Source organism: Limisphaerales bacterium (assembly GCA_014382585.1).
In the GTDB taxonomy this organism is placed as follows: Bacteria; Verrucomicrobiota; Verrucomicrobiia; order Limisphaerales; family UBA1100; genus JACNJL01.
In genome coordinates, this window is record JACNJL010000022.1 from 1 (window position 1) to 20,166 (window position 20,166).

A 20,166-nucleotide genomic window follows, 5' to 3' on the forward strand; every position below is an offset into this window, starting at 1 on the left:
CGGTCTTGATGGCATAGAGCTTGTTGTCCCTTGACCCGACGTAAACCGTGCCATCTGGTCCAATGGCGGGGGAGGAGTGCACATGACCTCGCGTTTCAAATTCCCATAGTACAGTGACGGGTTTTGGAGGTGCTTTTGAATGCTCTTGGGGTTTCGGGGCAGCCCCCTTCTTCCCGCAGCCCACCAACGCCACCATCCCAATCATCAAGAGAATCTGTTTCATGGGCCGCCACCTTATGCCTCACGCCATATCGCAACAATCCGAATTCCCATCCGATCTTGAATGAACAAGCCGTTCATCCAAAAAAATGGATAAAAATAGCCGTTTTCAGTTATAATTCTCGATTTAGGCCGTTTTACCAAGCGTTAGGCGGACGTTGCCAAGTGGTTGGCGGACGTTGCCAAGTAGTTGGCAAGTGGAACCAAGCATCTGGCGGGCGGAACCAAGGATTTGGCAAGTGGAACCAAGCATCTGGCGGGTGGAACCAAGCATTTGGCGGGCGGAACCAAGCATCTGGCGGGTGGAACCAAGCATTTGGCGGGCGGAACCAAGCATTTGGCGGGCGGAACCAAGCATTTGGCGGGCGGAAACAAGACACGGACGAGGTGGAACTCGTCCCTCCCGGGAGGGGCAAGTTCCACCTTGCCCCAATTCACCCCCGTCTACCCTATCAAAAAGGGCCACCGTGCGCTTGACGCGGCATCAGCATCTGGAGGGCGGAAACCCTCGTAAATTAAGAATATGAGTCGCCCCGTGCAGCCTGTCGCCCGTATAAACCGCTACCGTGAGATTGCAAACCACCTTCACCCCAGCTGACTTTGAGGCACTGGCTCAGACGGATTTATCCGAAACCACCTGTGTCGTATTCGATATCCTGCGGGCTACCAGTAGCATGGTGACGGCGCTGGCCAATGGCGCGGAACGTATCCGGCCGGTAGCCACCATTGATGAGGCTCTAGCGGCCAAGGCCGAATATCCGGAGGCATTGCTGTGCGGCGAACGGCATGGTCAGCGGATCACGGCCGAGCAAGCGAAAGGTACGGACTTTGACCTCGGCAATTCTCCTCGCGAGTACACCGCTGAAATCGTCACCGGAAAAACCCTCATTACGACCACTACTAATGGTACCCGTGCGCTGCGTGCCAGCCTTGGTGCTCGCGAAGTATTGGTCAGCAGTTTTCTGAATCTTCAGGCAACGATCGATCACCTGCGCGAGGCGTCACCAAAGCGACTGGTGCTTGTTTGTGGTGGCACTTTTGAGGAAGCCGCTTTGGAAGACACGCTAGCCGCAGGGGCTTTGGCGGAAACATTGGATGCAGATGCTGACCAGTGTTGCGACGCGACAACGGCGGCAAGGTTTTTATCCAATTCCGCGCCCATCGAGGAAACTATTCTTAACGCCCAAAACGCCAAGCGTCTTTTGAGCCTCCCCGATCTCGCTGAAGATGTCTCATTCTGCCTGCAACGCGACACCCAAAAATTCATCGCCGTACTGGCTGCTGATGGCATGATTCGCCAGATCGTCCAGTAAGGACGCGCGGGAGCGTGTGCCTGCCTAGATCATATTATTAATCGGACAGAAGAATTATAATTACTTGCACCTAACAGCATTCGATCTACCATCACTTTATGAAAGCCATTCTGTTGCTAATTGGGATTGCCCTTTCAAAAACCACTCTCTTCGCCGCTCAACAGGCGGCCGCCAACCCGGCTGCGATGCAACGGCAAATGGATCGCGTGTACAGTCGCGGGCTGGAATTTCTCCGAAGTCACCAAAAGGAGGACGGGACATTTACTCAGGAAGGCGTTCGGGATCATTATGGAAAACAACCGGGCGTGGTGGGCTTGGCCGTGATGGCGATGTTGGCACACGAACAGGATCCCAACCAAGGCCCCTACGCAAAGTCCATTGGGAAGGGGTTGAATTTCATTTTGAGGAATCAAAATCGCGGGACTGGGTACATTGGCTCATCGATGTACCATCACGGCTATGCCACCTTGGCTTTGGCCAAGGCCAAGGGAAAGGTGAAGGATCCCCGATTGAAACTCCGACTGGAAGCTGCTTTGCAAAAGGCGGTGGACCTCATCCTTGCCGCCCAAAAGCGGAGTCGCAAAAAAGCCTGGCGGTATTCACCCGAAAGCACGGATGCGGATGTGTGTGTCACCGGTTGCATCCTCGAAGCATTGTTCGCCGCGCGTGAGGCAGGCATCAAAGTGCCGGATGTAGCCATCGATAATGGGTTAACATTTATACAACAATGCCAAAACGCGGACGGAGGCATTGGGTACACCGGTCCCGGGGGGTCCAACCTGCCGCGCACCGCCATTGGCGTGACGATGCTGGCATTGCGCGGGCCAATGGGCGAGCTACGGAAAAACGACTCGTTCACGCACGGGATGAAATATCTGGTGGCCAAGGAAAAAGAACAGGGCGCGTTCAAGGGGCATTATCAACATTATCAAATCTATTACGTATCTCGGGCGATGTATCACGGCCGCCACAAAAGTTGGCCGGATTGGAGTAAAGCGAATTTTCAGCAACTGCAGGAGACCCAGCTGCCCAACGGAAGCTGGTCGGGTAACTTTGGTCCTTCGTTAACCACGTGCTTTGCCCTTTTGTCACTGGCGCCTTCTCTCAAGCCAAAAGTGGCAAAGGATCAGGTGGAGTCAGATCTGCGGTATATATTGGGTAAGCCCAAAGGAGACCTCACCCCGGCGGATCGCGCGGCATACGCCAATAGCTTTCCTACGCGCCTCCGCAAACTGGCGATGGCCAACGAACGGACTGCGGAGTTTATCAAACAACATTTTGGAGATCTGATTGGGCGAAATATCAAGGACTTGCCAGAGCCGCTGCGTACCGAACTTTTGAAGATGGCAAGGGAACATGAGAAAAATGCTCAGGTAGCGTGGGACTGGACCCGCCAACTGGAGCGATTAGCCTTGGTCGAAAAAAAATTCGGTTTGGCAAAATTGGCAGGACGAGTCCAAGTGGATCAACCTAGTGTAAAGCAGGATAATATTGCATCCATCCTCAAAAAAGGCGGGGTGGGTTCAGCCGTTACAAAGTGCAAGGAATTGGCCAAGCAATACAAGGCGTGGGCCAAGGAACTGGAGGGGTTGAAAGACTAAAGAATCGAAATACTGGAGATTAAGCAACGTGAAACGAATCCCATTGCGTGTGCTATGGATGAGGATGAGTGAGGGCGGCGGTTGGTTGATTGATTCAGGCCACAACGGCAAGGTGGCGAATGGACGCCGCTTTCCTTGAGGCAGTTTCTGGTTCGCGTGAACGTGGTTTTGCCTTCTCCTGCTGCACTTCGGCGAAGACCACGTGGTTGAGGGCGTCCTGGCCGGACTGGACGGTGGCGTTGAGGCCGTCGAAGCCGGCGGTGTCGAGCAGCATGCGGTAACGTTGCGGGGAGTAGTAATGAGCCTGATACCCGACGTACCGGCCGGAGAGTGAGTAGCCGGCGGGTGTGAAACAATCGGTGACCAGTTTGCCGGTTGATTTCAGATTTAGCTTAAGCCAACGCAGGTGATTGAGTGTGGCCGGTTTGGGGAACCAACTTGAGAGGCCGACGAAGAGCGCTAAATCAAATGGCCCATTGGCTGCGCATTCATTCCGGAACTTACTCTCACTGAGGTCGCCTTGGCGGAATTCGAAATTAATTCCCAGCCTTGCTGCGCGAGTGCTTAACTCAGGTGCCAGTACCCCATGCGGATCAAGATCGGCTGCGATGAGTTTAACCTTTTTCATGAGCGCTGGAGCGCGGTGAGCGATATTTTCCAGCGGCTCGAACAGATCGTAGGCAAAGCCGCTCGGGGCGGTGAACACGGTAACCTGATCTTGCGAACGTAACCGTTGTTCCAGTTCGGGCTCAATGTGTTGCTTGAGTAACTGCAGTCGGTCGTACACCGCACGGTGCAGAGGGTAGCCTTGGAAGATGCGTTCGCTCAGCCCGACTTGGTTGGGTTGATGATCGTAAATCTCCTTCATCACGCCGCCGGAATAGCCTTCCTTGAGAAAGCGTTGGCCGGGTTTGGAGATGGGAAAGAACGGTTCGCGCCAGGCGCCGTTGAAAAAGCGTGGGATGAAGTAGCCGAACACGTAACGCGGATTAAACACCTTTTTCCAGATGCCACCCTCGGCGAGCTGGGTTTCGGTGGTGCCTAGGGGCCGAGCGTTCTGGCGTTTTGCCTGCTGCGCGAGGAGGTGCGGCCGAAGCGCCTTGAGCGCTGTCCGTAAGGCTTCGCCGGGTTGCTTGCCGTTGACGTCGATGGTGATCACCGAGTCCTCGCCCTTCACGCGGCGCATGGTTTCGAGGGCGATCTGATAACGGCCGTGGGTCTGAGCCAAATCATCGGCGTTCTCGTGCCGATCAATTTGCAGGCCGCGACTGTGGATGCGTTCCAAGGCTATTTTCGGATCGAGCTTCAGTAGGATCACCACATCAGGCAGCCACACACTGTGTAGCCCCAACGCGCGCGTGATCTGGTGCAGCCAGCGGCCGGGCCGGAGATTCGGCAGACGCGCGGCAATTGCCTCGGGCACCGGTTGGCCGTCCAGCACGTAGTTCAAAATGGCGGCCAAATCCTCCGGGCTCGGTTCGTAGGTCTGCTCCACTTCACTGGCGGGATAGAGATAATTTGCGGCCCGGCCCATGGTAGAGAGGAGCGTGTTGCCGTCGCTCACCACGCAGTCCAGCGACCACTTGGACTCCATCCGGCGTGCCGCGGCGTCCTGCGCCATCATCTGTGGTACTTTTAGGAACGGATAAATGCGCCGATGATTGGTGAAGCGTTTGGCCCAGCGCTTGAGCAGGGTGGAGATGCGGGCGGTAAAGGGCAGGCCTTCCGGCGCGAACCCGCTGGTCAAATGATCCTCCTCGGGCGTGTTCACCACGTACGTTTCGCCAGCACCGCCGGCCTGCAGTTGATACTCCGCAGCCAACAACATCGGCAACGAGGCGGCGAAAGTCGATTTGCCACTGCCATCAATCCCGATCACGCTCACGTGCAGGGCTTGGGGTTGTTTGTTTTTCATGTCATTCATCTTGTTCAGTGAGCCAACTTATCGGGCTCGATTCGGTTGGTAATTTTTGCCTGTAATAAATGGTAACGTGCCGGCCATGCGCAGAGTCAGTTGGGCGGCCTCCAATGGGTCTTCGTCGATAAAGAACGACATGCGCTTCCCGCTAACCACACGCAGTGTCACGGGAGTGTCGTTGGTGATTCGGAAAACCTTGGCCTCGTTCGCCAACGCTTTCGCGCGCGGCACCAGGCTGAGTGCCTGCAGTCGGCTGCGGTAGGGGATGAGGTGGAGGGATAAGGCAGGATCTTCCACCGCCAAGCCCGGTTGGAACGGTAGCGCTCCCAGTGGGAAATTCATCAAGGCTCCGGCTAAGACGCGAAAAGATTCGGTGTGCTCACCCTGTTTCAGTTCAATCTCCGGCAGCGTTTGTGGATCCCATGCTGCGCGGGTGCATAAACCGGCCAGACACAGACCGTACTCCAGATTCGTTAACCGCTCGATGCCCACGCCCTTGGCCGTGACGTGGTGCAAATGCGGGTGATTGGCGTGGTAGTCCTCCAACGCCTGTGGTACTCGGCCGAATAAACCAAACCCACCCAAAGTGGCGCCGTACACCGTGCCGGTCGATTTTTCCTCATGACTCAAATCGCAGCCAATGACGCAGCATTCAGCGACGGCTTGATGCAGCAGTTGCGCGGCGAGTTCCTCCACTCCATCCACCGGATCCTTGGCCATGCCCAGTTGACGGGCGATCACATTGCCTGAACCCATCCGCAGCGCGCCAAGGCGCAGTCGGTGATCCGGACGATTCATTCCCACGCCCTCGATCACGGCCCGCAAGGTGCCGCCACCGCCGCCGGCAATAATCACCCCGTCTTCAGGATGCCGACGTGCAAAGGTTTTCGCTGAATTCCGAATGGCTGCGTGCCCGTCAGCTCGATGGAGTTTGACGTGATGTTCATGCCCTAAACGCTTTCGCAGTATCTCGGCAAGGTTTCGCCCCAGCGCGGGCGTGTTCCCCGTGCCGGCTGCAGCGTTGATGGCGAGTAGAATGTTCATGCGCTTTCGCTGAACCCACTCTATCGCCAAAGCTCATCCAGCCGTTAATCGATAAAAAAAGAGCCAGTATTGACTGGCTCAATGAGGGAAAGCTTGCCTGGTATTCTGGTTTAAGGCGCGAGTCGCTCCCAAATCATCCGGAACGTGGGTGAGTATTTTTCCGGTTCGGTTATGAGGGCGGTTTGGATTTCGGTGGGGGTGGCCCAGCGGCCGTCGTCGATTTCCTCGGCGTTCAATTCAAAGGGCCCTTCGTCTTCGGTCATGAACACGGTCACAAACTCCATGCCGGTTTCCGGACCGGCCTCGAGCATGAAGAGTTCTTCAAGCGGTTCCTCCACCAGCAGGCCGATCTCCTCCATCAACTCGCGTTCGGCCGCCACCGCGTAGCTTTCGCCGGCATCCACGTGGCCGCTGCAGGCGTTGTCCCATACGCCGGGATGATTATCCTTCCGTTTGGATCGTAACTGCAGAAACGCTTCGCCGGCTTCATTGAACACCAGTACATGCGCCGCCCGATGTCGCAACCCCTGCGCATGCACCAGGCTGCGCGGCTGTTGATCGATGATCTCATCGTGCTCGTTGACGACGTCAAAAATGTCTTCGGCGGGATTCATTTTTTACCACAGAGACACAGGGAACACAGAGAGGGTGGAGAGAATATAATCTCTGTGGTTAAACATCATGCAACTCCTTCGCAAGGGCCACAAATTGCTCTAGGGTTACTTTCTCTGCGCGAATTTTGGGGTCCAGATCCACGGCGCCGAAGGCGGCGTCGAGTTGGTCATCAGGCCAACCGCCTTTGAGGTTTTTGCGCATCATCTTGCGGCGTTGACTGAAGGCGCGTTTTACCACAGCGGTGAAAGGCTTATGCAGAGCATCGGGGTAGAGCGGATCGGGACGCCGGTCGAGAGTGAGGCAGGCGGAGTCCACGCGGGGTTCGGGAAAGAAACAGTGCGGAGAAATTTTGAAAATTTCCTTCACCTCATACCGACTGGCGACGAGCAGGGTGAGTTTGCTGTATTCGCGCGTGGCATGACAGGCAGCGAGCCGTTGGCCAACTTCCCATTGCACGGTGACGACCAGTCGCTGTGGTCCGCGCGGCATAGCCGCAAGATCCACCAGCAACGGGGAAGCGACGTTGTAGGGCAGATTTGAGACCAGCTTCCAGTCGCTCCAATCGACCTCGGTGTTCCTGAAATATTTTAATGCATCGGCATGAATGAGTCGGAGCTTTTCCGTGGCGCCAAATCGTTCGGACAAATGCGCGTGCAGGCGCTTGTCCATTTCGATGGCGGTAAGTTGATCGACGGCCGCCAACAAATGTTCCGTGAGCGCGCCGAGGCCGGGGCCGATCTCCAACGCCTGATCGGCGGGGTGCAGATCGGCGGCTTTGGCGATGCGGCGCAGGACATTTTGGTCGTGCAACAGGTTCTGACCGAGCGCTTTGGAAAGGCGCACGGATTCCTCATCCAAGGTGCTGCGAATTTCGTTTCGGTTCATGACATCACCTTTTGCAGCGTCGCGAGGGTGCGTTCGAGTTGTTTCTCAGTGATAGTCAGGGGTGGCGAAAAGGCGATCACTTGACCGTGTTCGCCGGCGGGTAACAGGATGTAGCCGCGCTGCAACATGGTCTTCACGGCGGCCAGCACGCGCGGTCCATCGTTGGGATTGAAGGCTAGGCCGGTCATCAAACCGCGGCCGACATAGCGTGCGCCTTCAATCGGGAAACGTTGGCACAGCTTTTCAAATTTCTTCCCGAGTCGGCGCGTTTGGGTAATGAGTTTTTTCTCTTTCAACTCCTTGATCTGCGCCAGCGCCATCGCGCAGCCGACTGGATGTCCGAGGTAAGTGCTGGTGTGGATGGCCTCGCCGTCGCTGGCGGGCCAGGCGCGATCCATCACCGTGGCACGGCCCACGCAGGCACTGAGCGGGAAGCCGTTGGTGAGCGCTTTGCCCAGGCAGATGAGGTCCGGATAAAATTGCGATGAATCGCAGGCGAACCATTCGCCGGTGCGGCCGAAGCCGGTGTAGATTTCATCGCAGATCAGCAGCGCATGATGCGATTCGCACAGGGCCTTGAGATCGCCCAAAAACCGTAGTGGCGGTACTCGCAAACCGGCTCGGCCCTGAATGGGTTCCATGAGCACGGCGCCGATGGAATGTTTTTGAAATAGCTTTTCCAGATGCACGAGAGTCTCGGCGCAGGCGGCTTCTGTCTCGGGGAACTGCGCGAAGTGACTAAACTTGCCGAGCTGTTTGCGGAAAGGTTTATGGAACATCGCGCGATGCGTGGTGTTCAACGCGCCGTACCCAAGGCCGTGGTAGGCCCCTTCAAAGGCGATCACGCCCGGTTTATCGGTGGCGAGCAGGGCGGTCTTCAGTGCGGCCTCCACGGCCTCAAAACCGGAGTTGCAAAAAATGGTTTTCGCATGGCGCGGCGGCATCTCGTGGGGCAGACAGTGATAATGTACCTGTTGAAACTCCCGTTTGGCCCAGCGCTCGAAGGTGAGTTTGGAGAGCGCGCGGGCCAGTTCGCCCTTCAGCGGATGCGGATGCACATCGCCCATCGCGTGCGGTAGCTTGGCGAACTGCGCTTGGGCGGCTTGGGTGACGCGCGGATTCGCATGGCCCGTGGCGGCGACCGCGAAGGCGCCGGTCAGGTCGAGATACTTGTTGCCGTCCGTATCCCAAACATGCACGCCTTTCGCACGTTCCCAGACAATCGGCCACGTGCCGTCTTCCGCTTGGTGCGTGACATTCGGGCTTTCGTAAGTGCTGAGGAGTTTGAGGTGGCGATTCATTTATTTTTTACCACAGAGGCAAAGAGAGGGGGAATGGCCAATGAGCAAATCCCAATGACCAAGGAATTACCAATGTCCAAATTGGGGGTTGGGTTTTGGTCATCGGGTTTTTCTCTGTGACTCTGGGGTGATGGTTTAAACACCGCGTTCTTCGGCTGGCCAAATATGTTTGTGTTGTTGGAGTTGGAACCGGACGGGAAGGCGATCGGCGGTGATGGCCTCGGCGAGTTCGCGGCGGGTGAGGGGCGTGTGATCGGCGGGCACAGGCTTGAGCACATCGCTTTGCTGTTCGGGTTCCAACGGATTCACCCACGAGAAGAGCACCTCACATGTACCGAAGAGCTGGCGGAGTTGTGTCTTGGCCCAGTCATAATCCTCGCGCGTGCCGATCACGCATTTCACTTCGTCCGAGGCACGAAGGTGCTGGAGGTTGGCCGGCAGGTTGCGTTCGCTCTCGCCGCTGCTGGGGCACTTGAGGTCGACGATGCGATGGACGCGCGCATCCACGCCGCTGATGTCATGCGCGCCGCTGGTTTCCAGTAACACGGTAAACCCGCGATCGGCTAGGGCGGCGAGTAGGGCAGGGGTTTCCTTTTGCAGCAGCGGCTCGCCACCGGTGAGTTCGACTAACGGCGGCTCGGGATACCCTTCGGCCAGCGCGGAGGTCTTCTCCAAAATCGAATCGAGCGTGAGCGTTTCGCCACCGGTAAACGCATAGGCCGTGTCGCAATACGAGCAGCGCAGATCACAGCCGGTGAGTCGAATGAACACACACGGCAACCCGGCAAAGGTGCTTTCGCCCTGCAGGCTCAGATAAATTTCATGGACGCGTAACGTGCCGCTCACGGGGTGGGTTATAGCGATGAAGATGTCATCGGCCAAGAATTCCATTGGCGGATGGCTTTTGGGCCCATAGGTTCGGCCCGTGAAACTTTCAGTAAAAACCGATTATGCCGCGCGGGCGGTGTTGGCGTTGGCGTCGTGGCCGCGCGAAGGGCCGGCGCGGAAGGTGGAAGATCTAGCCGAGACGGTGGGGACTTCCGCCAATTATTTGGTGCAAATTTTGATTGAAATGAAAGGCGCGGGTTTGGTGGATAGCGTGCGCGGAAAGCAGGGTGGTTATCGGCTGGCAAAGGCGCCGGAGGAAATCACGTTGGGGATGGTATGGCGCGCATCGGAGGGGTCCATTTTGGATGTGCCGGCGATTGCGGATGAAGCTTGCCCGGCGGGACTGCGCGAGGCGTGGAAGACCGCAAGTATGGCGCTCACCGAATCGGCTGACCAAGTCAGCTTCGCGCAAATCCTCGAGGCCAGCGGGCGCGACCGCGAGATGTACTATATATAGTTGTTGAGCTAGTCAGCGCTAGTCGTTGTTGCGCACCTTGCCCGTTCCTTGGGTGTTCATCGTGGCGTCGTTGGGATTTTTTTCGCACGATATTTGGTGCATCCCAAGATTCACCACCGTTTCGCCACAATATTCGCAAACTTTATCGCTGGATTGTTTGGTGACGAGCACCACGCCGCCGACGACCAACATTGCGGTCACCACGAGCGTGATTCCGAATTTTGTTTTTTTATCCATACCGTTTTCCTCCCACGCATCAACTTACCACGAGAACCGATTGCGGACAATTCGATTCCTGTAAAAACTTAGTCGGATTTTGGTTTTTCAGGTGTTTTTTCCTGTTCATCCAGCAGATCTACCGAAGTGGGTGGGGCGGGTTGGAGATATTTTTGGATCTCGGCCATCACGTGCGTCGGCTGCTTGCACTCGCGACCGGAACAAATGAAGGCTTTAGGCCCGTCCTTGCCGGGCTTGAGCGATTTGGCAAATTCCTCCACCGGCCCAGTTGTGCCCAGCACGATTCGGTTGGGCTGATATTGGCCGTGCACCGCGCGCAGGATTTTTTGAGTGGCGGCATCGTCGGGTGCGCCGGCCACCACCACGCGGTAGGGTTCGTGCAAATAAAAATCCAGCGCCATCATCAGATATGGTACTCCGCGCGCGCCGCGGTCCAGATTGAGTGCGAATAATTTGAGCGTGGCTCCTGCTTTATCGCGATACACTTTTTTCTCGGTCATTTTGTGTAGCTTCAGTAATGCGAGTGACGCCACTGAATTGGCCGAAGGCATTGCGCCGTCGTAATCTTCCTTGGCGCGCACGATCAAATCTTCGCCTCCCATAGCCTGGAAAAATCCACCGTTTTCATCATCATAAAACAACTCGATCATTCGATCGGCCAAAGCGATCGCTTGCGTGAGATGCTCGGGCTTGAGCGTGGCTTCGTAGAGATGCAGCGTGCCGTCGAGTTGGAAGGCGTAGGCATCGAGCAGTTGCACCGAGTCGCGCGCGCCATCGCGCCAGCGATGATACATCGTTTTGGTTTTGGCATCCCAAAACGTATTGAGGATGAAGGCGTTATTGGCCTCGGCCATTTTCAAATAAGGCGCATCGCCGAGCACCGCGTAAGCGCGGGCCACGGCGCCGAGCATCAGTCCGTTCCAGCTGGATAGGATTTTGTCGTCCAAATGCGGGCGGATGCGTTTGGCGCGCACGGCGTCCATTTTTTTGCGTGCGGAAGCGAGCAACACTTTGTCGGCATCGGTGAGCTTGGGATCCACGATGCTCAAGATGTTGAGGTTTTTCAGCGGCTCGGGATGGCTGTGATCTTCAAAATTGCCGTGTTCGGTGATGCCGTAATGGCGGGTGATAAGTGCGGCTTCCTCGGCGTTGAGGATTTTTTCTAGCTCGGCTTTAGTCCAACAATAAAATTTACCTTCCTGCCCTTCGCTGTCTGCGTCTTCAGCGGAATACCAGCCGCCGCCTTTGTGCGTCATATCGCGCGCGAGGTAGCGGAGGATGTCGCGCACTACGGCGGCGTGGCGCTCATCGCTGCTCACCAAATAAGCGTCGAGATACAAATGAATGAGTTGGGCATTGTCGTAGAGCATTTTCTCAAAATGCGGGACCAACCATTTTTCATCCACCGAATAGCGGGCAAACCCGCCGCCGAGTTGATCGTACATCCCGCCGGCCGCCATCTGTTCGCAGGTGTGAGTGACCATCCGAATGCCATCGGCATCATCGGCGCGCGCCGATTGCCACAGTACAAATGCCGGTTCGCTGGGCCGTGGGAATTTTGGTTTATCGCCAAACCCTCCGAAGCGTGGATCATAAGTGGCCTTGATTTCCGCGAGGCCGTTGGTGAGCAGTCCGTAATTGAGCTTGGCGTTTGGGTCGGGCTTACGGGCGGTGGCTTCGGCTAAGCCTTCCCGCATTCTTTTTGCATCCCTCTCGATGAGGGGGCGTTTTTCTGCGTCATTCCAAAATTCGTTTACGCGGCCACAGAGTGACATGAAATCTTTCTTTGGATAATAGGTGCCGCCAAAGAATGGGTTTTTTTCGGGGGTGAGAAACACGCTCATCGGCCAACCGCCCCCGCCGGTGGTGGCCTGCACGAAAGACATATAAATCTTGTCAACATCCGGCCGTTCTTCGCGGTCGAGCTTGATGCAAATGAAATGTTTGTTGAGCAACACACCCACTTCCTCATCCTCAAAACTTTCGCGTTCCATCACGTGGCACCAGTGGCAGGTGGAATAGCCGATGGAGAGAAAGATCGGTTTATCCTCTTTTTTTGCCTTGGCAAATGCTTCCTCGCCCCACGGAAACCAGTCGATTGGATTATGCGCATGCTGCAGCAGGTACGGAGATTTTTCCTTGGCGAGTCGATTGGTGTGGGGTGTTGAGTTGGGTTTCACGTTTGTTTCTGGAGTGGGATGTTGTTGCCCAATGTTGCCAACTGTCGTATTGGAGTTGGTTGAAGGAACGGTGTTGGTAGACGTTGGTCTTGAGGTGGCGGGAAGTTCCCCGGGTTGACCACAGCCCCACGTCAACAGGGTGGCGGTCAAAAAAGTGCTGTAAAATGTGGATGCGCGCATCGGCGGAGTATGCAGCAAAGTGCCTACAGCGCAAGTCGGGATGCAGATTGCAGAATCGTAAAAGACTTGCCAACCCGCGCCACCACACGCCACGTTCACTCCGTATGGCAAAAACCGCGCTCATCACCGGCATCACCGGCCAGGATGGCTCTTATCTGGCTGAGTTACTTCTGGAAAAAGGCTACGAGGTCCACGGGATCATCCGCCGTGCCAGTACGTTTAACACGGGACGGCTGGATGCCATTTATCAGGATCCTCACGTGGAGGATAATCGACTGAAGCTACACTACGGCGATCTCAGTGACGCCAGCGGAATGGCGCGATTGATCAGCAAGATCGAGCCAGCCGAGGTTTACAATCTCGCCGCCCAAAGCCATGTGCGCGTGAGCTTTGATGCGCCCGAGTACACCACTGACATCACCGCCACCGGCACCGTGCGCCTGCTCGAAGCCATTCGCGAGGTGGGCATCAAACCGCGTTTTTATCAGGCCTCCTCCAGTGAAATGTTTGGCAAAGTGGCGGAGGTGCCCCAAACGGAAACCACGCCGTTTTATCCGCGCAGTCCTTACGGTTGCGCGAAGGTGTATTCGTTTTGGGTGACGGTGAACTATCGCGAATCTTACGGGATGCACGCGAGCAACGGTATTTTGTTCAATCACGAATCGCCGCGCCGTGGCGAAACATTTGTCACCCGCAAGATCACCCGAGCCGTGGCTCGCATCGCCGCCGGTTTGCAGGACAAACTTTACCTCGGCAACCTCGATGCCAAGCGCGACTGGGGCTACGCCAAGGAATACGTGGACGCAATGTGGCGGATGCTCCAACAGGATGAGCCGGACGACTACGTGGTGGCCACCGGCGAGACGCGCACCATCCGTGAATTTCTTGAGGTCGCCTTCGATCGCGTGGATCTTAATTGGGAAGACTATGTGGAAATCGACCCGCGCTATTATCGCCCCGCTGAAGTAGAATTGCTCGTGGGCGATCCCGCCAAGGCAAAAGAAAAACTCGGCTGGGAAGCCCAAGTGAAATTCGCCGAACTCGCCAAGCTAATGGTCGATGCCGACGTGCAACTGCTGGCCGATCAACGAGCCGGTAAACTCGTGGAACGCGAATGAGCCGTCCCCGCGCATTGATCACCGGCATCACGGGCCAAGACGGCTCATACCTCGCTGATTTGCTTTTGGAAAAAGGCTACGAAGTCCACGGCCTCGTCCGCCGCACGAGCACGCTGAAACGATCGCGCCTCGATCATCTTTATCATAATCCGGAAATTTATAACCAATCCCTCTTCCTGCATTATGCCGAGCTGGACGATCCCACAACGCTCCGCCGGATGCTGGAAAAAGCCGCGCCCGATGAACTGTATCACCTCGCCGGCCAAAGTCATGTGGGCTTGAGCTTCGAAATCCCCGAAGCCACCGCCGATATGACCGCCATCGGCACGCTGCGTTTGCTGGAAATGATGCGTGACCTTCCGAAGGCGCCGCGTTTATATCACGCCTCTTCCAGTGAAATTTTTGGACGCCCCGAAGTTTCGCCGCAGGACGAATCCACCCCGCACTTGCCGGTGAACCCCTACGGGGTGGCCAAATCCTTCGCAACACAAATGACGCGTGTGTACCGGGAAACCCACGGCCTCTTCGCCTGCAACGGCATTGCGTACAATCACGAGTCGCCCCGTCGCGGTGAAAATTTTGTGACGCGAAAAATCTGCCGCGCCGCCGCCGCCATCAAGGCCGGACGGCAAAAGGAATTGCTGTTGGGCGACACCAGTGCCAAGCGCGATTGGGGCGATGCCCGCGACACCGTGCGCGGCATGTGGCTCGCGTTGCAACACGACACCGCCGCCGATTATATTTTCGCCACAGGTAAACTCCACACCGTGCAGGACATCGTGGATCTTGCTTTCGCCACGGTGGATTTGAATGCCCCCGATTACATTAAACGCGACGAACGTTTCATGCGCCCCGCCGAGCCCTCGCGTTTGCTCGGTAATCCCACTCGTGCCAAAGAGCAACTCGGTTGGGAAGCGAAAACAACTTTTGAAGATTTAATCCGTGAAATGACCGAAGCCGAATTGCGGGCGTTCGGTTAATGATTAGGCGTACTTTTCCTGAAACTCGGCGTACGCCGCCGCGATGCCCTTGCGCAAATCGACTTGCGGCTTCCAGCCCATCGCTTCGAGCCGGGAGCCATCCATTAACTTGCGCGGGGTGCCGTCGGGTTGAGAGGTGTCCCAATCAAGAGTGCCTTGGTATCCCACCACGTCGGCAACCAATTCCGAAAGTTCGCGAATGGATAATTCCGTGCCGAGACCGACGTTGATAAAATTTTCCTCGCTGAAATTTTCCATGAGGAAAACACAGGCGCGTGCCAAGTCATCACTGTGTAAAAACTCCCGCAACGGCGAGCCGCTGCCCCAGCAACTCACTGATTCGGCTCCGCTCGTTTTGGCTTCGTGAAAACGCCGGATCATCGCCGGTAACACGTGCGATCCCTCCGGATCATAATTGTCATTCGGCCCGTAAAGATTCGTCGGCATTGCGGCAATAAAATCGCAACCGTATTGCCGTCGATAGGCTTGGCACATTTTGATGCCGGCAATTTTTGCAATCGCGTACCATTCGTTGGTGGGCTCTAACGGGCCGGTGAGTAAGTGCGCCTCCTGCATCGGTTGAGGCGACAGTTTGGGATAAATACAGGAGCTGCCAAGAAAGAGCACCTTCTTCACGCCGTGCCGATGGGCCCCGTCGATGAGATTATTTTGGATGCGTAGATTTTCAAACAGAAACTGCGCGGGCAACGTGCTGTTGGCCTTGATGCCGCCCACGCGCGCGGCGGCGATGAAAATGTACTCAGGAGTTTCCGTCTCAAAAAATTTTTCCACCGCAGCGGTGTCCAGCAAATCCAATTCCGCGTGGGTACGCCCGATGAGATTGGTGTGCCCGACTGCTTCGAGCGCGCGCCAGATGGCGCTGCCCGCAAGGCCGCGATGGCCGGCCACGTAAATGCGGGCGTCGACTGTCAATGGAGATGTGCTTCGATGGCCGCCTGCATTTTGGGCAGGTGCTGGGCGGGGTTTCGGTTATCGTGGACGGCGAGGATTTTGCCGTTCTTGCCAATGAGAAAACTCACGCGACGGGCCAGTGCGCGATTGGGAACGCGTACGCCATAAGTATCGGCTACTTTGCCATTGGGATCGGAGAGCAATGTAAAGTTGAGTTGGGATTTCTTGATGAAGCGCTGGTGACTGGCGATGGTGTCAAAACTTACGCCCACCACTTGCACGCCTTTTTGTCCGAGCGTGCCCACGTTGTCGCGCAGGGCGAGGGCTTGTTTGGTGCAGGCGGGGGTGTCGTCTTTGGGATAAAAATAAAGCAACACCGCCTTCACATCGTGCCGCTCCAGCGTGTCGGCAAGGCTCCACGGTTTATTAGCCTGATCGCGGCATTGGATGCCCGGCGCGGCCGCGCCCACTTTGGGCAATCTGGCCAAGTCGGTGGCGGAGGCGGTGATCGCCCCCATACACATCAATGCAAAAATGATTCTCATTCGTTTTAACCGCTCAAAGTGTGGGAAAGCGCGACTGTATCATTTTATTCGACTGGTTCAAATCGTTTTTTCTTCAAGTGTGACTTGCCTCGTGCCGGTATTGGAGTATGGTTTCGCCGAATCCATTCCACCATGACACACTTAAAAAAAATCGTTCTTGGGCCGTTTTTCGCCATTTGCATTTCTCAACCCACAGTTGCCGCGCCAAAAGCCGGGGCATTTCTCAACGCCAAGGATGCCGGAGCTGCATTCCAAATCCAGGGTGAATATGCCGTCAAACTCGCCGGCGTGCAGGTGATCGCGCTGGGTGATGGCAAGTACCGTGCTGTGATTCATAAAGGGGGCTTGCCCGGCGCTGGCTGGGACAAAGGCAAAAAGATCGAACTCGACGGCGCCGCCACCACCTCCGGCGCGAATTTCCCCGAGGCCAATGGCTGGGCCGCGCAAATCACCGGCGGCACACTGCGCCTCACCGCGCCCAACGCGGATGCGCTCAAGCTCGAAGCCATCCAACGTAAAAGCCCCACGCTCGGCAGCCGTCCGCCCAAGGGCGCGACCATCCTGTTCGATGGCACGGATGCCAAACAATTCAAGCCCGGCAAAATCACAAAGGACGGTTTGCTCGAGCAAGGCGCGAACAGCGTTCAACGTTTTCAAAGCCATCGGTTGCACATTGAGTTTCGTCTCCCTTTCCAACCCAAAGCGCGCGGGCAAGGGCGGGGCAACAGCGGCTGTTATCTGCAAGGCCGGTACGAGGTGCAGATGCTCGACTCCTTCGGCCTCGCCGGTAAACACAACGAATGCGGCGGTATCTACACCATCAAAGCCCCCGACGTGAATATGTGTTTCCCGCCGCTTTCGTGGCAAACGTACGACATCGACTTCACCGCTGCTCAATTCAAGGACGGCAAGAAGGTGGCTGACGCGGTCATCACCGTTTTCCACAACGGCGTGAAGATTCACGACCAAGTGAAACTCCCCAAACGCACTACCGCCAGCCCATTAGCCGAAGGCCCCGATCCGGGATTTATACATTTGCAAAACCACGGTAACCCTGTTCGGTACCGAAATATTTGGGTTTTGGAGAAGTAAAATTCTTCAATGCAGCTCCACCCAAAACCAGATGGCAGCGCAGATTCCGAAGATGATGGAGCCAATGAGCGCCACCATTTCGAAGCCTAAATCTGCCGCAATCATCATGGCTTTACCCTGCCATCATCCGCTGCGCATTTAAAGTTCTATCCCCAAAAAAGGAACCGCCGCGGCTGGGTGGTGGGCGTCGCCGCGACGGTTATAGTTCTACGGATTGGATGGGGGCATCCGTAGAGGCGCCTCTTCTACCAAAAGGTCTGGAGGCTGGCAACCCCTTTTAGGCAATTATCATTCGCAGGATGTTCACAGCCCAGGGATTGGCAACACCTCTGATAACCAGCCGGTTTCCAACCCCTCGGCGCTGTTCGCACAAAAAACGCTTAGCCTCTTCAATTTGCTTGATTGCACGGAATTGCCCGCTACACTGCGCGCCCCACTGACGGGAGTGTAGCTCAGTTGGTAGAGCAGTGGCCTTTTAAGCCATTGGTCCGGGGTTCGAGCCCCCGCGCTCCTACCAGAAAACGCGGGCTTTCTTACGTTTCTAAAATCGCCTTTTCTCAATATCACCATTTCTCACCGAATTATGCGTGAGAAAGCGTGAGATTTCATTAGGCAAATTGTTTTCAGCCCCCAAAAGCATTTACACCAGAGCCGGAGAGGCGTAGGGTGGTGTGGCCGGTAATAGTATTTTTCACGATGTCTCTAACGAATTGTTTAAAATGTGAATGGAAAATTAGCACCGAAGCTGAGTCCTGCCCACATTGCGGCCTCAGTGACCCTGTTCCACCCAAATGCAAAATATGTGAAGGATGGATTTATGAGGAAAATAAATCATGCCCAACTTGCGGCGACCCCAACCCTCTTGAAGCCAAAGAGTCAAGCGCTTCAACGGTAAAATGTAGGAAATGCGAAAACATCATAAGTCCTAACGCTAAAGACTGCCCTCATTGTAATTGTGAGACACCAGCACCAGTTGAGTGCCAAGCTTGTGGGGGCGATGTGGATTATGAAAGGAGCATTTGCCTGAAGTGTGGACATCCACTGAGTTGTTCAGGCCAATCTTGGCAACTGGTCGAATGTAGAAAATGCGAAAACAAGACAAGCACAGAAGCAGAATGTTGTCCCCAATGTAATTGCGCTGACCCAATCATTGAGTTGTTGCCTTTTATCCAATGTCGCGAAAATGGTTGTGGCTCCATCATTCATAAAGAAGCGGAGCCATGTCCATACTGCGGATGCCCTGAACCCGCCCCCACTAATGCGACTACTCTCAAAGCTGATGATTATGCGGTCGCTACTTTTCTAGTAAAGCGAGAGGACAAGGAGCCAGAGCGTTACAAGACCAATGAGGTTATCGACAGAATCAAATTAGGGCAGATTCTCCCCCAACAGAAGATGACAATTGATGGTCCTGACAAATATCATTCCTGGCACCCTGCTTATTACTATTCGCCTTTTTCAGAATACGAAGGGTTCGACCCAGAGAAAGCTGCCGAAAAAGCTGAGGAAAAACTTTCCCAGCAATTGCTGATTGCCCTCAGCCCATCGTTCCTTTTATCCCTAAGCTCCTTAGTGGGATTGATAATGAAAAAATATTTCTTCCAAACGGAGATGGTATTCCTTGGATATGAGTCAGTTAGCCCCTTCGCCTTACTTGGTGCGGTGATTTATTTCTGGCTAACTTTATGTGTTTACTGGAGATACAATGAAGCTAGATACCTACTAATAGGATGTTATTTGTTAAGCATCGGTTTTTGGGTGGTAACACTGAGTGATCAGCTGAGTGATTCCGGCGCTAGAGTTTTTCTTATCATCAGTGGGCTTTTTGTAGCCATAACAGTAGTAGGCCTAGTTCGGTCTGGAAAAATACTGTATCAACTCGGTTCGGCAGATAGTGTGGCACGGAGGAAGAAAGCAAGAGAGTTAATGCTCAAGGGGGAAGTTAGGGCACGCAACAGTTGATGCTGCGTGATTAAGAACTTCATCCAAAACCTTGAAAGATTGAGCTAGCGATCTGCTTGACTATCCAAGTCCTGCGCTGGCCTAAGCCTCTCATTTGGGCCCAAAATCGGAATAATTGTTTCATTACACCGATTAGCTTCGTCTTCTAGAAGCCTAATAAGCTCATTAATCTCATCTTTTGAAAACACCTCCACCATTGAAGCCTCTGACTCTCCTTCGTATTCAACTCCGAACACAAAACCGCCATAGGATAAAAATAAAAGGACGATCGTCATTTTTATGATTTATATGCCACATTTTTGGATTTTGAGAAACCCTAGCTATCAAGGCCTCTCTTTCTCAGCACATTAGCGGGAAGTAATTCTAACTTTCAGGCAGCGTCTTTGCGTGAGAAAGCTTGAGATTTCATTAGGCAAATTGTTTTCAGACCCCAACAGAATTTACACCAGAGCCGGTGCGTTGGTAGGGTGGCGGGCATGAAACAGATTCTCTTGATGATTGCGGTGGTGGCGGTGGTGGCGGGGGGGGCGGGGGGGGGGGGGGGGGGGGGGGGGGGGGCCCAACGTGGCGCCAAGGAGGCCCGCGCGATTTCTGGCCCCCTTTGTTGGAAAGGCGGTCCGCACAAAACCCACCAAACCCCACCCGCACACACCCACCCCGGGTTGGCCAAAAAAACCCCCCCCCACCCTGACCCCCCCCCAAACCACCCCACCGGCCCC

19 protein-coding genes and 1 tRNA gene are annotated in these 20,166 nt (G+C 55.3%); 8 read left to right on the top strand and 12 right to left on the bottom strand.

The window, feature by feature from the left end; genetic code table 11:
* The coding region (locus tag H8E27_02215; GenBank protein ID MBC8324430.1) for a PQQ-binding-like beta-propeller repeat protein at positions 1-223 on the bottom strand (223 nt) is incomplete at its 3' end.
* A 562-nt stretch (positions 224-785) separates the two neighbouring features.
* Between H8E27_02215 and H8E27_02220 the strand changes: the two genes are divergently transcribed.
* Entirely contained in the window at positions 786-1,532 is a 747-nt protein-coding gene (locus H8E27_02220; GenBank protein ID MBC8324431.1) for a 2-phosphosulfolactate phosphatase, read from the top strand.
* A gap of 98 nt (positions 1,533-1,630) precedes the next feature.
* The gene (locus tag H8E27_02225) at positions 1,631-3,133 is read left to right on the top strand and encodes a terpene cyclase/mutase family protein (GenBank protein ID MBC8324432.1); all 1,503 of its coding nucleotides are present in this window, start codon (positions 1,631-1,633) and stop codon (positions 3,131-3,133) included.
* 94 nt (positions 3,134-3,227) lie between these two features.
* Here the strand turns inward: H8E27_02225 and H8E27_02230 are convergent, their stop codons facing one another.
* The 6 genes from H8E27_02230 to H8E27_02255 form a co-directional block, all read right to left on the bottom strand.
* Positions 3,228-5,048, bottom strand: a complete 1,821-nt coding sequence (locus H8E27_02230) for a hypothetical protein (GenBank protein ID MBC8324433.1) — start codon at positions 5,046-5,048, stop codon at positions 3,228-3,230.
* 27 nt (positions 5,049-5,075) lie between these two features.
* The gene (locus tag H8E27_02235) at positions 5,076-6,095 is read right to left on the bottom strand and encodes a hypothetical protein (protein MBC8324434.1); all 1,020 of its coding nucleotides are present in this window, start codon (positions 6,093-6,095) and stop codon (positions 5,076-5,078) included.
* Between the two features lie 110 nt (positions 6,096-6,205).
* Complete coding sequence (locus tag H8E27_02240) at positions 6,206-6,709, bottom strand: NUDIX domain-containing protein (protein MBC8324435.1); 504 nt, start codon at positions 6,707-6,709, stop codon at positions 6,206-6,208.
* 58 nt (positions 6,710-6,767) lie between these two features.
* On the bottom strand, positions 6,768-7,595 hold the full coding sequence (rsmA, locus tag H8E27_02245) for a ribosomal RNA small subunit methyltransferase A (protein ID MBC8324436.1): 828 nt from the start codon (positions 7,593-7,595) through the stop codon (positions 6,768-6,770).
* Positions 7,592-8,896 carry an aspartate aminotransferase family protein gene (locus tag H8E27_02250; GenBank protein ID MBC8324437.1) on the bottom strand — a complete coding sequence of 435 codons (1,305 nt, stop codon included), beginning with the start codon at positions 8,894-8,896 and terminating at the stop codon, positions 7,592-7,594. Before H8E27_02250 ends, rsmA begins: the two co-directional genes overlap by 4 nt.
* A gap of 135 nt (positions 8,897-9,031) precedes the next feature.
* The gene (locus H8E27_02255; GenBank protein ID MBC8324438.1) at positions 9,032-9,787 is read right to left on the bottom strand and encodes a radical SAM protein; all 756 of its coding nucleotides are present in this window, start codon (positions 9,785-9,787) and stop codon (positions 9,032-9,034) included.
* A gap of 34 nt (positions 9,788-9,821) precedes the next feature.
* Here H8E27_02255 and H8E27_02260 point away from each other — a divergent pair, with 34 nt between their 5' ends.
* Positions 9,822-10,241 carry an Rrf2 family transcriptional regulator gene (locus H8E27_02260; protein ID MBC8324439.1) on the top strand — a complete coding sequence of 140 codons (420 nt, stop codon included), beginning with the start codon at positions 9,822-9,824 and terminating at the stop codon, positions 10,239-10,241.
* An 18-nt stretch (positions 10,242-10,259) separates the two neighbouring features.
* On the opposite strand, the gene H8E27_02265 is transcribed toward H8E27_02260, so the two are convergent.
* Both H8E27_02265 and H8E27_02270 read right to left on the bottom strand, forming a co-directional pair.
* A complete protein-coding gene (locus H8E27_02265; GenBank protein MBC8324440.1) occupies positions 10,260-10,478 on the bottom strand; it encodes a hypothetical protein in 219 nt (72 codons plus the stop codon).
* A gap of 68 nt (positions 10,479-10,546) precedes the next feature.
* Entirely contained in the window at positions 10,547-12,658 is a 2,112-nt protein-coding gene (locus H8E27_02270) for a thioredoxin domain-containing protein (protein MBC8324441.1), read from the bottom strand.
* Between the two features lie 284 nt (positions 12,659-12,942).
* On the opposite strand from H8E27_02270, the gene gmd reads away from it, so the two are divergent.
* Together gmd and H8E27_02280 are read left to right on the top strand one after the other, a co-directional pair.
* On the top strand, positions 12,943-13,956 hold the full coding sequence (gmd, locus tag H8E27_02275; GenBank protein MBC8324442.1) for a GDP-mannose 4,6-dehydratase: 1,014 nt from the start codon (positions 12,943-12,945) through the stop codon (positions 13,954-13,956).
* Positions 13,953-14,936, top strand: a complete 984-nt coding sequence (locus H8E27_02280; GenBank protein ID MBC8324443.1) for a GDP-mannose 4,6-dehydratase — start codon at positions 13,953-13,955, stop codon at positions 14,934-14,936. The genes gmd and H8E27_02280 overlap by 4 nt, the downstream gene beginning before the upstream one ends.
* Positions 14,937-14,939: 3 nt before the next feature.
* Here H8E27_02280 and H8E27_02285 read toward each other — a convergent pair whose 3' ends face one another.
* Positions 14,940-15,869, bottom strand: coding sequence for a GDP-L-fucose synthase (locus H8E27_02285; GenBank protein MBC8324444.1), 930 nt, complete (start codon positions 15,867-15,869; stop codon positions 14,940-14,942).
* Positions 15,866-16,393, bottom strand: coding sequence for a peroxiredoxin (locus tag H8E27_02290; protein MBC8324445.1), 528 nt, complete (start codon positions 16,391-16,393; stop codon positions 15,866-15,868). The genes H8E27_02285 and H8E27_02290 overlap by 4 nt, the downstream gene beginning before the upstream one ends.
* A gap of 132 nt (positions 16,394-16,525) precedes the next feature.
* Between H8E27_02290 and H8E27_02295 the strand changes: the two genes are divergently transcribed.
* The 3 genes from H8E27_02295 to H8E27_02305 all read left to right on the top strand — a co-directional run bounded on the left by H8E27_02295 (position 16,526) and on the right by H8E27_02305 (position 19,447).
* Positions 16,526-17,485, top strand: a complete 960-nt coding sequence (locus tag H8E27_02295; GenBank protein MBC8324446.1) for a DUF1080 domain-containing protein — start codon at positions 16,526-16,528, stop codon at positions 17,483-17,485.
* 441 nt (positions 17,486-17,926) lie between these two features.
* A tRNA-Lys gene (locus H8E27_02300) sits at positions 17,927-18,002 on the top strand.
* Positions 18,003-18,643: 641 nt separating this feature from the next.
* Positions 18,644-19,447 (top strand): hypothetical protein, encoded by an 804-nt coding sequence (locus H8E27_02305; protein ID MBC8324447.1) that lies wholly within the window; start codon positions 18,644-18,646, stop codon positions 19,445-19,447.
* Between the two features lie 44 nt (positions 19,448-19,491).
* Here H8E27_02305 and H8E27_02310 read toward each other — a convergent pair whose 3' ends face one another.
* The gene (locus H8E27_02310) at positions 19,492-19,722 is read right to left on the bottom strand and encodes a hypothetical protein (GenBank protein ID MBC8324448.1); all 231 of its coding nucleotides are present in this window, start codon (positions 19,720-19,722) and stop codon (positions 19,492-19,494) included.
* Positions 19,723-20,166: the final 444 nt, after the last annotated feature.